The organism is Nocardioides sp. Z13_37 (assembly GCF_058355585.1).
Map to the genome: position 1 here is coordinate 70187 of NZ_JBZGDV010000001.1, position 13911 is coordinate 84097.

Here is a 13911-nt window from a genome sequence, read left to right on the forward strand (position 1 = left end):
CTCCTGTGTGGTCTGGGGGCCCTCAGGGCTGCGCCGTGGCGCGCGCCTCGATCGGGGCCAACAACTCGTGCATGGTGAGGCCGAGGACGCGCTCGGTCTCGTCCGCGCCGAGGCCGAGGTCGGCGATGACCTGGATCTCGCGGGCGGGGTCGGCGGTCGGCCAGTCGGAGGCGAAGACGACCTTGTCCGCGCCGTGGCGCCGGATGAAGTCGCGCACCCGGCCCGGCTCGACCAGCGCCAGGCTGGGCGGCCAGGAGGTGTCGACGACGATCCCGGAGCCGCAGATGACGTCGAACGCCTCGTCGAGGTGGTGGTAGCCGCCGAAGTGGCAGGCGATCACGTGCACGTGCGGGACCGCCCGGGCGAGGTCGCGCAGCAGCGTGGGGGTGCTGCCGGGCACCGGCTTGCCGTCGCCGCCGGTGCCGACGTGCACCACGGCGATCATGCCGGGGTCCATCGCGTCCATCCGCTCGACCAGCCGGGGGTCGTCGAGTCCGAACCCCTGGTAGAGCGGGTGCACCTTGATGCCGACGAGGTCGTTCTCGCGCAGCAGCCGGATGTTGTCCTCGACCGGCAGGTCGACGTGGACGGCGCCCAGCGGGACGATGTCGGGTGCGGCGATCGAGGAGCTGAACCGGCAGACCTTCTCGACGGCGTCGGCGTTGTTCGCCACACCCAGCACGATGGAGCGGTCCACCCCCGAGCGGGACATGCTCGCGCGCAGCCCTGCCAAGGTGCCGTCGCCGACGTGCGCGAAGCCCGTGCCGTTGCCCGACAGCGCCCGGTGCGCGACCCTGTCGGGCCACACGTGGGTGTGGGCGTCGATGATCACGTGAGGTACTCCCCCGGGAGGTCGCGGGCGATGGTGAGCCGCAGCACCTCGTTGGCGCCCTCGTAGATGCGCATCGGTCGCGCCTCGCGGGCGTAGCGCTCGATGTCGGAGCCTGCGATCAGGCCGAAGCGGCCCATCACCTGCACGCACCGGTCGGTGACCCGGTCGGCGGCCTCGGTGGCCGCGACCTTGGCCAGGGACGTCGTGGAGATCGCCTTGAGCGGGTCCTGCCGGGCCGACCACGCCGCGTGGTAGGTGACCCACCGGGCCTGCTCGAGGTCGATCTTGGCGTCCGCGAGGAGGACGGCGACGGCCGGCACCCGCGCCAGCGGCTTGCCCTTGCTCTGGCGCTCCTGCGTGTGCTTGACCGCGACGGCGAGCGCGGCCTCGGCGAGGCCGATCGCGGCGGCGCCGACCGAGACGCGGAAGATCGCGAGGGTGCCCAGGGCCGCCTCGAGGCCCTTGCCGGGCTCGCCGAGGCGGTCGGCGTCGGTGACCCGGACGCCGTCGAAGAAGACCTCGCCGATGACGTGGGGCGCGATCAGGTCGGGCGTCTGGCCGAAGGAGACGCCGGGACTCTCCTTGGGCACAAGCATCAGCGAGAGCGCGTCGTCCTCGCGGACGAGCACGGCGTAGACGTCGGCGTAGGGGGCGTTGGAGATGAACGACTTGGCGCCGTTGATCACGTAGCCGTTGCCGTCGCGGGTCATCGTGGTGGCGATGCTCCGCAGGTCGCTGCCGGTCTGCGGCTCGGTCAGCGCGACCGCGGAGAGCGCGTCCATGCTGGCGATGCGCGGCAGCCACTCGGCCTTCTGCGCCTCGGTGCCGACCGTGGTGATCGCGTTGCTTCCGATGCCCTGGAGGGCGAACAGCGCGTCTGCGGCCGAGCTGGCGGCCATCAGCTGCTCGCGCACGAGGGAGATCGCGAGCGGGTCGAGCCGCTCGGTCTCGCCGCCGTAGGCGGCCGGCACCATCAGCCGGGCCAGGCCGCTGTCGCGCATGATCGCGCGCAGCTCGTCGGTCAGCGCGTTCTGCTCGTCCCATTCGTGGGCGTGCGGTCGCACCTGGCGCGCGACCTCGGCAGCGCGCTCGCGGATCTTCAGCTCGTCGGGGGAGAACGAGAAGTCCATGTCAGTCCTCCTGGGTCACGTGGTCGGCTGGAGCGCGGTGCGGTCGACGGCGCCCTGGCGCCCGGCCTCGCGCAGCGGAGCCTTCTGGAGCTTGCCGGACGGGGTGACCGGCAGCTGGTCGACGACCTTGAAGAAGCGCGGCACCGCGAAGGCGGGGATGCGCTGGTCGCAGAACGACCAGAGCTCCTCGACGTCGACGGTGGCGCCCTCGGCGGCCACGACGACGGCCATCACCTCGTCCTCGGCGCCCATCCCGTCGGCGGGCACCGCGATGACGGCGCACTCGGCGACGGCGGGGTGGCCGAGCATCGCCTGCTCGACCTCGTAGGAGCTGATGTTCTCGCCCCGGCGGCGGATGGCGTCCTTGAGCCGGTCGACGAAGTAGTACCAGCCGTCGGCGTCCTTGCGCAGCCCGTCGCCGGTGTGGAACCAGCCGTTGCGCATCGCCTCGAACGACTTCTCCGGCATGCCGTAGTAGCCGCTGCAGATGGTCCAGGGCACCTTGGGACGCACGACGAGCTCGCCGACCTCGCCCACGGGCACCTCGACGTCGGTGGCGGGGTCGACCAGCTTGACCTCGAACCAGTCGGACACCTCGAGACCGGCGGCGCCGGGCGGGCGCGGGACGCCGTAGGGCGTCAGGATCGGCATCGACACCTCGGTGAGGCCGAAGTTCTCGACGAGCTCGGCGATGCCGAAGCGCGCCTTGAACTCCTCGGCGATCCGCGACGGGTTCGGCACGGCCCACACGCAGCGCAGCACGTTGTCGCCGTCGTCCTCGCGGACCGGCTGCTTCCACAGGAAGTCGGACATGACGCCCACCAGGTTGGTCACGGTGGCCCCGCTGTCGCGGATCCACTGCGTCCACCGGCTCGCGCTGAACTTGTCGTGCAGCACGAAGCGCGAGCCCTTGATCAGCGCGGGGTAGGCCGCGAGGAACTGGGCGTTGCCGTGGAAGAGCGGGCCCACCGAGAGGTAGACGTCGTCCTCGGTGAGCCGGACGAGCGAGGCGCCCTGGTCGGCGAAGAAGTAGAGCTGGGAGTGCGACATCGCCACGCCCTTGGACAGGCCCGTGGTGCCGGAGGTGAAGAAGATGCCGGCGAGGTCGCGGTAGTCGGCGGTGGGGAGGTCGACGAGGGTCTCGGTGGCGAGGAGGGCCGCGAAGGGCTCGGCGGCGAAGCCGGCCTGCTCCAGCGCGGCGACGGCGCCCGCCACGGCGTCGTCGGGACCGACGAGGTAGAAGCGGCGGATCGACGCGCACTCGGCCGCGCTCTCGACGAACCGCTCGGCGAACTCGGGCGTGATGACCGCCGCCGACGGGCTCGCGGTGCGCACCTGGTGCTCGAGGAACGAGCCGCGGTAGGCGGTGTTGATCGGCACCTCGGCGATGCCGGCGAGCGAGGAGCCGAACCACGCCAGGATGTAGTCGGGGCAGTTGGGCATCATGATCAGCAGCCGGTCGCCGGGCGCGTGGCCGCGCTGGAGCAGGCCCGAGGCGATGCGCTCGGCGGCGCCGAGGGTCTCGGCGTAGGTCAGCTGCACGCCCCACGTGGGCGCGTCGAGGTAGACCTTGTCGGGCAGCCGGGCCGCCCGGGTGCGCAGCACCTGAGGCAGGGTCCACTCGGCCTGGTCGGCGTCGGTGGCGTGGTGGTCGCGGTAGGTCTGCGCCATCAGATGTCACTCCTGGTGGTGAAGTCGGGACGGCGCTTCTCCATGAAGGCGGCCGCACCCTCGCGCATGTCCTTGGAGCCGATGGCCTGCACGAGCATGCCCAGCCCGCTGGCGTACGCGTCGCGCGTGGCGTTCCACCACACGTTGGACGAGATCTTGGCGATCTCGAGGTAGCGCGGGCTCATCCGGGCCAGCTCGGCCACCATCGAGTCGACCGCGGCCTCGAGCTCGCCGTCGGGCACGACCTCGTTGAGCCAGCCGAGCTCGAGCGCCTCGCGCGCGGGGTAGCGGCGGCACAGGAAGGCGACCTCCTTGGCCCGCTTCTCGCCGATGTTGATCGCCAGCATGTTGGTGCCGCCCAGGACGGGCGCGCTGCCGACCTTGACCCCGGTCTGGCCGAGCCAGGCCGACTCGACGGCGATCGCCAGGTCGCAGGCGATCACGAGCTCGTTGCCGCCGCCGGCGGCGACGCCGTTGACGGCCGCGATCACCGGCTGCGGGGCCGTGCGGATCTGCTCGAAGAGCTCCAGGCTGCCGTAGAACATCGAGCGGAGCTCGTGCACGTCGGGGTCGGCGAGGTTGCCCAGGAAGCCGCCCGCGCAGAAGGAGTCCTCGGTGCCGGTGATCACGATCGCCGTGGTGTCGGTGGCCGAGGCCTTCTTGATGGCCGCGATCATCGCTGCGCACATGTCGGGGTCGTAGGCGTTCTTGCGATCGGGCCGGTTGATCCGGATCCAGGTGGCGCCAGCGCGCTCGTGGACGACGACGTCCTCGCGCGACTGCTCACCGGTCGACTCAGCCATGGTGCTGCTCCTGTTCTCGGGGCTCCTCGCCGCTCCACGCGACCAGCAGCTCGGCTGCCTCGCGACACGACATTCCTTCGGTGACCCCTGCCTCGCGGGCGAGGTCGTTGACGGCACTGATGATCCCGGTGTCCCAGCTGCTCATCGCATCGCCCATCCGCGCGGTGCGCGCGTCGACGGCCGCTCCGGGCACCCCCTGGGCGCCGAGCACGGGGAGCGCGGCGACACCGGAGCGCTCGCGGCCCATGCCGCCGTCGGAGCAGATGAACGCGTGGGGCATGAACTTCTCGAGGTAGGGCACCGCGCTGCGGCCCGTGTGGCCGGCGGTGACCAGGACGTTGGTGCCGCGGTCCTCGGGAAGGCCGAAGGCGATCGAGTCGGTGCACACGACGGAGCGACCCGAGGGGTGCTCGACCATCGTGCGGCGGTTGGTCACGTCGGAGGCGGCGGCAGGCGCCACGACGGCGCCGCTCAGCATCGCCCGGGCGGCCTCCTCGACGCTCTGCCCCTCGCGCACGCCGAGGTCGCGGGCGGGCTGGTTGAGGAACGAGATGCGGCCGTGGGTCCACACGTCGACGCCGTCGCCGAGCAGCACGCCCGACACGTCGACGGTCGCGGCCGGGAGGTCGCGCGCCTCGAGGTACCAGAGGCCGGCGATCGAGGCGCCCTGCGGGCCGACCGCGCAGTCGAGCCCGATCGATCCGGCGGGAGCCCTGGCGGCCAGGAACCTGGCCGGGAGCACGCCGGAGTAGGACGCGGTGACCACCACGTCTCGGCCTCGGTTGACCTCGTCGACGTCGTAGGCCGAGTCGACCGCGACGACGTGGGCGTCACCGAGGTCGAGGACAATGCGCTGACCGGCGCTGTTGCGCTCCTCGCCTGCCATGCCGCCACCCTTTCACCGCTGCCTGCGTGCTGGACATCCCGCACTCTAGGGAAGGGGATAATCATAGTCAAGAATTAGTCGCGTTGCAGGAGGAGCAGGTTGTAGTACTGCGCCCCCGACCCCGCGCCGCCCGCCATGGCGGTCCGCGCCCCGGGCACCTGGCGGTCCCCCGCCTCGCCACGCAGCTGGCGCACCGCCTCGACGATGCGAAGCGTCGGCGCGCCCCACCCGATGTGGCTGTGCGACATCAGCCCGCCGTCGGTGTTGACGGGCAGGTCGCCGCCGAGGGAGATGTCGGTGTCGTCGAGGAAGTCAGCCCCCTCCCCCTGGGCGCAGAAGCCGAGCACCTCGAGCTGGCGCACGACCTCGAAGGAGTTGACGTCGTAGACCGCGAGCAGGTCGAGGTCCTCGTGGGTCAGCCCTGACGCCTCGTAGGCACGGCGGGCCGCGTCGGCGCCGATCATGCCGACCTCCTCGTAGCGCGCGGGCTGGACGTACTGCTGGCGGTGCCACTCGCACCCGCCGCCCACGATGCGTACGACGGGGCGGTCGAGGTCGCGGGCGCGGGACTCGGAGGTGATCACCATCGCCGCGGCGCCCTCGTTGGCCAGGCACAGGTCGAGGCGGCCGAAGGGGTCGGCGACGCGCGGCGCGGCCATCACGTCGTCGATCGTGTACGGGCCCCGGCCGTGCATCACGGCCTCCGGGTTGGCGTGGCCGTGGTTGCGGATCGTGACCGCCACCCGCGCGATGCGCTCCCAGTCCACGCCGTAGGTGTGCAGGTAGCGCTGGGCGACGAGGGCGAACTGCGCGGCCGTGAAGGCGCCCCACGTCGCCACGAACTCGTTGTCGGGACGCGTGTACGACGCGACCGATCCGCCGCCGAGCTCGCCGGCCTGGCCGCCGAGGACCAGCACGTTGGTGCACAGCCCGGCGCCGATGGCCGCCGCCGCCTCCAGCGCCGCGGGGATGCCCTGGGGATAGGTGTCGGAGACCCACCGCAGCGGGCGGCCGAGCATGCTGCCCCAGTCGAGCGAGCCGGGGTGGAAGACGGTGCCGCCGGGACCGGGCCAGCGCCCGGCGATCCCGTCGATCTCGTCGAGGCTCATCCCGGCGTCGTCGAGGGCGGCGTGGGCGGCCTCGAGGCACGCCTCGAGGGTGCTCACCCCCTCCAGGCGGCGCGCCTGGCGCGTCACGCCGACGCCGGCGACCGCCACGCGGGGGAACGAGGTCACGACCCGGTCCCGACGCGGGCGACGATCGCCTTCTTGTCGAACTTGCCGACGAGGTTCTTCGGGAGCTCGGGCAGGATCTCGAACCGGCTCGGCACCTTGATCGACGCCAGGCCCTGCTCGCTGCACCACCGCGCGAGGTCCGCGGCATCCGCCTCGTGCCCGTCCCGCAGGACGACGGCGGCGCACAGCGCCTCGCCCCACTCGGGGTCGGGCAGGCCGACGACCGCGACCTCCAGCACCGCCGGGTGGCTGAAGAGGACCTCCTCGACCTCCTTGGGTGCGATGTTGTGGCCGCCGCGGATCACGAGGTCCTTGATGCGGTCGACGATGTAGAGGTAGCCGTGCTCGTCGAGGCGGCCGACGTCGCCGGAGTGCATCCAGCCGTCGACGAGCGCCTCGGCCGTCCGCTCCTCGTCGCGGTAGTAGCACGTCATCACGTGGGGACCGCCGAAGATGACCTCGCCACGCTCGCCGACGCCGACGTCGGCACCCGTCACCGGGTCGACGACCCGCACCACGACGCCCATCGAGGCGCGCCCCGCGGAGGCGAACAGGTCGGGCTCCCCCGCCAGCGCGCGGGCGTGGTCCTCGCGGCGCAGCAGGGTGCCGATCGAGGCGATCTCGGCCATGCCGTAGAGCTGGATGAACTTCGGGCCGAAGCGGTCCACGAGCTGGCGTACGCGCTCGGCCGGGATCGAGGACGACCCGTAGGCCAGCACGACGAGGGAGTCGAGCTGGCTGTCGTCCTCCACCTGCTCGAGCAGCCGGTAGAGCATCGTGGGCACCAGGAACGAGTGCGTCACCGCGTCGCGCTGCACCCGCGCGGCGAACCGGCGCGGGTCGAAGCCACGGCTGTCCTCCATCCCGAGCGCGGCGCCGCGCAGCAGGCAGGGGACGAAGGTGATGTTGACGCTCGAGTTGTGCGGGAGCTGCACGAGGTAGCGGCTGTCCGGGCCGATCTCGTACTCCAGCGCGGTGACCGTCGCGTGCTGGAGCATCGCGGCGAAGCTGAACAGGATGCCCTTGGGCACGCCCGTCGTCCCGCTGCTGTAGACGATGCAGGCGTCGTCCTCGGGGCGGGCGTCGAACCGCGCCGGGTGCTCGTCGGCGGACGCGGCGGCGCAGCGGGCGGCGTAGCCCTCCGGGCCGTCGGAGTCGACCCCGAGGTAGGCGATGGCGCGCTCGGCGCACTCCGCGCGGAGCAGGTCCTCGAACTCGGCGCACCCGATCATCAGGTTCGGGAGCGCGTTGCCCAGCACCTGGCCGAGCTCACGGCGGTCGAGGCGGAAGTTGAGCCCGACGTAGACGGCCCCCACCTTGGCGCAGGCGACCATCACCTCGACGACCGTGCGGCCGTTGGGGACATAGAGGGCGACCCGGTCGCCGGCTCGCACCCCGAGCTGCTCGGTGAGCACGTGGGCCAGCCGGTTGGTCTGCTCGTCGAGCTCGCGGTACGTCACGTCGCCGTCGTCGCCGAACCACGCGATCGCGTCGGGACGCTGGACCGCGTGGCGCGCGACGGCGTGACCGATGTTCATCAGGAGGCCTCCTCGTCGGGGGTGAACATGGGGAGCGTCACGTCGCCGAACGAGTGCCACTCGACCCGGACCCGCTGGCCGATGCGCACCTCGTCGGGGTCGAGGCCCACCAGGTTGGTCATCAGCTCGAGGCCCTCGTCGAGGTCGACGACGGCGAGGACGTAGGGCGGGTCGAAGCCGGGCTGGGGCGCGCGGTGCACGACCGTGAAGCTGTAGACCGTGCCGCGACCGGCGCTCTCCACCCACGACCATGCCGACGAGCGGCACTTCTGGCACACGAGGTGGGGCGGGAAGAACGCCTGGCCGCAGTCGTCGCACCTCGGGTGGACGAGCTCGTGCCGCGCGGCGGCGTCCCAGAAGGGCTGGGTCAGCACGGACGGCTGGGGCAGCGGGCGGACCGCGGCCCCCTCGCTCAGCGGTGCGTCCACTGCGGGGTCCGCTTGGCGAGGAACGCGTCGATCCCCTCGGCAGCGTCGGCGGAGCCGAAGGCGGTCGAGAAGAGGGTGCGCTCGGCCTCGACCCCGGCGGAGAGCGGGGTCTCGAACGCCGTCCGGACCGCCTGCTTGGCGAGCTTCTGCGCGATGCTGGAGCGCGAGGCGATCGTGGCGGCGACGTCCTCGGCGAGCGCGAGCCACTCGCCCTCCGGCGCGACCCGCGACACGACGCCCATGGCGAGCGCCTCGTCGGCGTCGAGCAGCCGCCCGGTGAGGACGAGGTCCATCGCCACGGCCTTGCCGACGGCGCGCGGCAGCATCTGGGTGCCGCCGGCGCCGGGCAGCAGGCCGAGCATCGTCTCGGGCAGGCCGAGCCTGAGGGTCGGGGAGGCGACCACGACGTCGCACATCATCGCCAGCTCCGCGCCGCCACCGAGGCAGAAGCCGGAGACGGCCGCGACCGTCGGGGTGCGCAGCTCGCGCAGCACGGCCCAGTCGCGGGTGCGGCTGCCGTCGAAGGCGTCCATCGCGGTGCGCCTGCCGAGCGAGCGGAGGTCGGCGCCGGAGGCGAACACCTTGTCCGAGCCGGCGATCACGATGGCGCGGACGTCGGGGTCGACGTCGGCGGCGGCCGCCGCGCCGGCCAGCGTCGCGAGCAGGTCGTCGGTGAGCGCGTTGCGCGCGGCGGGGTGGTCGATGCGCAGCACGACGTGGCCGTCGCGGGCCTCGACGTGGATGGCGCCCTCCTGGCTCACGCGGGACGCTCCGCGAGCAGCAGGGTCGCGGCCTCGCTGACCGCCATGCCCTCGCGGATGCCGAGTGCGGCGGCGAGGTCGTTGCAAACGCTGATGCGGCCGACGGCGTAGCCGCGGAAGGCATCGCCGATGGGCGCGGTGCGACCGTCGATGCAGGCGCCCGGCAGGCCGTGCTCCTGCGCCGTGGCGAGCCCGGTGGTGCCCGAGTCGTTCTTGGACCGACCGCCGTCGTGGCAGATGAAGCCCCAGGGGTTGGCCTCGACCAGGAACTTCGCGCCGGAGCGGCCGGTGTGGCCAGCCGTGACGAGCACGCTGCGTCCCTCGTCCTCGGGGTAGGCCCAGACGATGGAGTCGGTCACCACGACCCGGCGGCCCGACGGGTGCTCCTCGACGACCTCACGACGGATCTTGTTGCCGACCTCGGTGTCGACCGGGTCGACGTCGCGCAGCAGCCGCGCGGCCTCGGCCACCGGCATGCCGATCTCGACCCCCACGCGCTCGGCGGGGAAGTTGACGTAGGAGATCTCGCCCGCCTCGAAGAGGTCGGGGCCGTTGCCGAGCTCGGCGCTCATGCCCGCCGCCGTGGCGGCCGGGATGCCCAGCGCCTCGAGGTACCAGAGGCCCGCGATGCCGGCGGCGTCCGCGCCGACGCAGGCGTCGTGGCCGATGACGCCGCGAGGGCGGTGGACCGCCATCATCCGCGCCGGCAGCACGCCGACGTAGGACGCGGCGACGACGACGTCACGGTCGGTGTTGGTCTCGTTGACCCACCGGGCGGAGTCGAGGACGACGATGCGTCGGCCGTCCTTCTCCTCCACCACGTCCTGGTGGGACTCCCGCTCGCGCTGGAGCAGCGTGCGCTCGTGGTCGTGCTCGACGTGGGGCATGGCGGGCTACTTCTCCCCGTCGGAGCGCAGGCCGAGCTCGATCTCGCCGATGATCGCGCGGTGGACGTCGTTGCTGCCCTCCACGATCTGGAGGATCTTGGAGTCGCGGTAGAAGCGGCCGACCCGGTACTCGGGCGAGACGCCGGCCGCGCCGAAGACCTGCATCGCGTCGGTGGCGCAGCGCTGGGCCACGTCGCTGGCGTACATCTTCGCCATGCTCGTGAGCTGGCGCGCCCGACGACCCTCGTCCATGGCCTTGGCGGTCTCACGCACCAGCAGGCGAGCGGTCTCGACGCCGACGACCATGTCGGTGATCTTGGACTGCACGATCTGGAACTCGGCGATGTTGCGACCGAACACCTCACGGTCACGCGCGTAGGCGACCGTGTCGTCGAGGCAGGCCTGGGCCACGCCGACCGAGCGTGCGGCGACACCGAGGCGGCCGCGCTCCACGGCGGTCATCGCCGCGCGGAAGCCGTCGCCCTCCTCGCCGAGCAGGGCGTCGGCCCCGACGCGGACGTTCTCGAGGGAGATCTCGCCCGTCGTGATCGGACGGAAGCCGAGCTTGTCCTTGTAGGGGTGGAAGGTCATGCCGGGGGTGTCGCGCGGGATGATGAACGCGGAGACCCCGCGGTGGCGCAGCGTGCGGTCGACGGTGGCGAAGGTGACGATGAAGTCGGCCACGTCGAGGTTGGAGATCCAGGCCTTCGAGCCGTTGATGACGAACGAGTCGCCGTCGCGGCGGTAGGTCGTGGTCATGCCGGCCACGTCGCTGCCCGAGCGCGGCTCGGTGACTCCCGCGCCACCGAACATCCGACCCTCGGCGAGCGGCTGGAGCCACTGCTTCTTCTGCTCGGTGGAGCCGAACGCCTCGATGGCGGCGCCGACGAGCCCGGAGGGCATCGACACGAAGGTGCCGAGGATGTGGCAGGTCTTGGAGACCTCCTCGATCAGCTCGGCGAACGTCACGAAGTCGAGGCCGAGACCGCCCATCTCGGGCGGCAGCACGCCACCGAAGAAGCCGAGGTCGGCCATCGAGTCGAGGATGTCGCGCGGGATCTGTTCCTCGCGGTCGTAGTCCGCGACACGAGGGGCTACCTCGTTCTCCATGAACTCCGCCGCCATGGACAAGAAGGCGCGGCGTTCTTCGGGGGTGGCACTCATGACCCCTCCTCGATCACTGTCGTTCATAATGATGATTATGATTACTGTCGTTAGGCGATGTCAACTACCAGCAAGGGATCCGTACCCACTCACGGCCCTCAGGGCTGTCCGCCGTCGACCGCGATGACCGCACCGGTCGTGTAGCTCGAGGCGTCGGAGGCCAGGTAGACGGCCGTGCCGACGATCTCCTCCGGCTCGCCGCCGCGGCGGAGGGCGAAGGTGCTGGCCCGCTTGGCGAACACCTCGGCGTCCCAGGCCTTGCTGATGTCGGTGAGGAACGTGCCGGCCATGATCGCGTTGACCCGCACGGTCGGGCCGTAGGCGTGGGCCAGCCCCGTGGTCAGGGCGTTGAGCCCGGCCTTGGCGGCGGCGTAGGGCAGGATGTGCGGCCGCGGGCGCACGGCGCCCATGCTCGAGATGTTGATGATCGAGCCGCCGGACCTCGAGGCCATCCGCTCGCCGACGAGCGCGGAGAGCCGGAACGGTCCCTTGAGGTTGACGTCGAGCACCTTGTCGAAGAGCGCCTCGGTGATGCTGGTGGCCGTGTCGTAGACCGGCGACATCCCCGCGTTGTTGACCAGCACGTCGATGGGGCCGAGCTCGTCCTCGACGCGGTCGACGAACGGCTCGAGGGCGTCCCAGTCGCCGACGTGGAGGCCGACGCCCAGCGCCCGCCGGCCGGTCGCCGCCGTCACCTCGCGCGCGACGGCCTCGCACGACTCGCCGTCGCGGCTGGCGACGACCACGTCGGCGCCCGCGCGGGCGAAGGCGTCCACCATCGCCCGGCCGAGGCCCCGGCTGCCGCCGGTCACCACCACCACGCGGCCGGTCAGGTCGAACAACGACGACTGCTGGGTCATCTCACTCCGTTCCTCGTGCCGGCGGGGGCCCGCCGACCAGTCTTGTCCACGATGTCGAGCACGGCGAGGTAGCCGTAGGACATGGCCCGGCTCAGCGAGTAGCCGGAGTTGTAGCCGACGCCCGCCGCGGCGCGCGCGGACGCCTCGCCGACGACGTAGACGCCGGGGACCTCCCGGCGCTCGGCGTCGAGGAGCCGGCCGGCCTCGCCTGTCACCACACCCGACGCGGCGATGCCGGTTGACAGCAGGCGCAGGCGCATGCCGTGGAAGGGCCCCTCCGAGATCGGCCCCACGCACGGGTTGGGCTGCTGGTTGCCGTCGCCGCGGAAGCGGCGCACCGACAGGTTGGAGCCGCGGTCGAACTGCGGGTCCGCACCCTCGCCGGCGGTCTCGTTGTAGGCCCGGACCGTCGTCGCCAGCGCGCTCGCGTCGACGCCCAGCGTGTCGGCGAGCTCCTCGAGGGTGTCGGCCGACGTCACCAGCCCGTCCGGGTAGTCCTGGCCGGGCATCGCCGGGCCGAGGCCGTACTTCCGGTGGTGCTGCTCGTCCCAGACCATGAAGATCGGGAAGCGGGTCGGGGCGTCGCCGTCGCCCAGCACGGCCTTGACGATGGCCGAGTGGAACGAGTCGTCGGCGAAGCGCCTCCCGGAGGCGTCGACGATGACGGTGTGCGGCAGGCAGTGCTCGTAGCAGGCCCGGTAGCCGCTGTCGCCGTCGAAGGCCGGCTCGGCGAGCCGGTAGCCCGGCAGCACCGGCGCGGCCCACGGCGGCAGCTTGGCGACCTCGCCGCCGAGTCCGGCGACGAGGTCGCGGGCGTCGCCGCGCAGCGAGTCGGGCACGACCGTGCCGCCGTCGACCGGCGTGATGCCGGTGAACTCCTCCATGAGCTCGACGTTCCAGTCGTGGGCGCCGGTGGCGACGACGACCGCGCCGGCGAGCACCTCGTGCACCCCGTCCGCGGTCTGCGACGTGACCCGGAAGCCGTCGCCCTCGCGGACGATGCTGCTCACCCGGTGACCGGTGCGGACCGGGACTCCGCGGTCGAGCACCGCCTTGTAGAACGGCGCCGCGATGCCGGTGCCGAAGGTGAGGACCTTCTCGGCACGACGGGTGGCGATGAGGTCGAAGTCCCACTGGGTCTTGCTCGACAGTCCGCCCCACGACAGCATCTCGCCGTAGGTCACGCCGACCGGGAAGTGTGGCGAGTACAGCAGCTCGTCGAAGTGCTCGCCGAGCCGGCCGCCGTCGTACGGCGACGACGTCAGGTAGCGACCGGTCGGCACCGAGCCGTCGGCGTGCGGGTAGTAGTAGTCGGGGTAGTCGGGCACGAGGTCCCAGGTGATGACGCCCGTGCGCTCGAAGTACTCCGCCGCCGTCGCGGCGGCGCTCATCCACTCCCGCGAGCGGTCCTCGTCGAGGCTCGTCGCGTCCTTGCGGGCCGCCCAGCGGATGTAGGCCAGGGTGTCCGCGAGCGAGTCGGGGATGCCTCGCTCACGGGCGACGTGGTTGCCGCCGACCCAGACCTGGCCGCCGGAGTAGGCGGCCGCCCCGCCGACCTTGTCGCCGGCCTCGAGGAGCAGTGCCTCGAGGCCGGCGTCAGCCGCGACGATGGCGGCCGAGAGCCCGCCCATGCCCGCGCCGACGATCACCAGGTCGACCTTCGGTGGTGCTGGTGTCACGCGTTGTTCCTCCGTCGTGGTGGCTGTCGTTCCAACG

At 72.1% G+C, this 13911-nt stretch carries 13 protein-coding genes; all 13 read right to left on the reverse strand.

The genetic code is table 11. The annotated features are described in order from the left end of the window. Nucleotides 1–22: 22 nt before the first annotated feature. The 13 genes from AC4H2S_RS00345 to AC4H2S_RS00405 all read right to left on the reverse strand — a co-directional run bounded on the left by AC4H2S_RS00345 (nt 23) and on the right by AC4H2S_RS00405 (nt 13874). Complete coding sequence (locus AC4H2S_RS00345; protein WP_491494968.1) at nt 23–832, reverse strand: amidohydrolase family protein; 810 nt, start codon at nt 830–832, stop codon at nt 23–25. Further along, complete coding sequence (locus tag AC4H2S_RS00350; RefSeq protein WP_491494969.1) at nt 829–1962, reverse strand: acyl-CoA dehydrogenase family protein; 1134 nt, start codon at nt 1960–1962, stop codon at nt 829–831. Before AC4H2S_RS00350 ends, AC4H2S_RS00345 begins: the two co-directional genes overlap by 4 nt. Before the next feature lie 15 nt (nt 1963–1977). After that, complete coding sequence (locus tag AC4H2S_RS00355; RefSeq protein WP_491494970.1) at nt 1978–3633, reverse strand: AMP-binding protein; 1656 nt, start codon at nt 3631–3633, stop codon at nt 1978–1980. Beyond that, a complete protein-coding gene (locus AC4H2S_RS00360; protein WP_491494971.1) occupies nt 3633–4436 on the reverse strand; it encodes an enoyl-CoA hydratase/isomerase family protein in 804 nt (267 codons plus the stop codon). The genes AC4H2S_RS00355 and AC4H2S_RS00360 overlap by 1 nt, the downstream gene beginning before the upstream one ends. After that, nucleotides 4429–5322 (reverse strand): hypothetical protein, encoded by an 894-nt coding sequence (locus AC4H2S_RS00365; protein WP_491494972.1) that lies wholly within the window; start codon nt 5320–5322, stop codon nt 4429–4431. Before AC4H2S_RS00365 ends, AC4H2S_RS00360 begins: the two co-directional genes overlap by 8 nt. A 74-nt stretch (nt 5323–5396) precedes the next feature. Continuing rightward, a complete protein-coding gene (locus AC4H2S_RS00370) occupies nt 5397–6557 on the reverse strand; it encodes a thiolase family protein (protein WP_491494973.1) in 1161 nt (386 codons plus the stop codon). Further along, a complete protein-coding gene (locus AC4H2S_RS00375) occupies nt 6554–8095 on the reverse strand; it encodes a class I adenylate-forming enzyme family protein (RefSeq protein ID WP_491494974.1) in 1542 nt (513 codons plus the stop codon). Before AC4H2S_RS00375 ends, AC4H2S_RS00370 begins: the two co-directional genes overlap by 4 nt. After that, on the reverse strand, nt 8095–8523 hold the full coding sequence (locus AC4H2S_RS00380; RefSeq protein ID WP_491494975.1) for a Zn-ribbon domain-containing OB-fold protein: 429 nt from the start codon (nt 8521–8523) through the stop codon (nt 8095–8097). Before AC4H2S_RS00380 ends, AC4H2S_RS00375 begins: the two co-directional genes overlap by 1 nt. Further along, nucleotides 8508–9284 (reverse strand): enoyl-CoA hydratase-related protein, encoded by a 777-nt coding sequence (locus AC4H2S_RS00385; RefSeq protein WP_491494976.1) that lies wholly within the window; start codon nt 9282–9284, stop codon nt 8508–8510. Before AC4H2S_RS00385 ends, AC4H2S_RS00380 begins: the two co-directional genes overlap by 16 nt. Beyond that, nucleotides 9281–10171 carry a hypothetical protein gene (locus AC4H2S_RS00390; RefSeq protein ID WP_491494977.1) on the reverse strand — a complete coding sequence of 297 codons (891 nt, stop codon included), beginning with the start codon at nt 10169–10171 and terminating at the stop codon, nt 9281–9283. The genes AC4H2S_RS00385 and AC4H2S_RS00390 overlap by 4 nt, the downstream gene beginning before the upstream one ends. A gap of 6 nt (nt 10172–10177) precedes the next feature. Beyond that, nucleotides 10178–11335, reverse strand: a complete 1158-nt coding sequence (locus tag AC4H2S_RS00395; RefSeq protein ID WP_491494978.1) for an acyl-CoA dehydrogenase family protein — start codon at nt 11333–11335, stop codon at nt 10178–10180. 98 nt (nt 11336–11433) lie between these two features. Further along, complete coding sequence (locus AC4H2S_RS00400) at nt 11434–12195, reverse strand: SDR family NAD(P)-dependent oxidoreductase (RefSeq protein ID WP_491494979.1); 762 nt, start codon at nt 12193–12195, stop codon at nt 11434–11436. Further along, the gene (locus AC4H2S_RS00405) at nt 12192–13874 is read right to left on the reverse strand and encodes an FAD-dependent oxidoreductase (protein WP_491494980.1); all 1683 of its coding nucleotides are present in this window, start codon (nt 13872–13874) and stop codon (nt 12192–12194) included. The genes AC4H2S_RS00400 and AC4H2S_RS00405 overlap by 4 nt, the downstream gene beginning before the upstream one ends. Between the last annotated feature and the right edge of the window lie 37 nt (nt 13875–13911).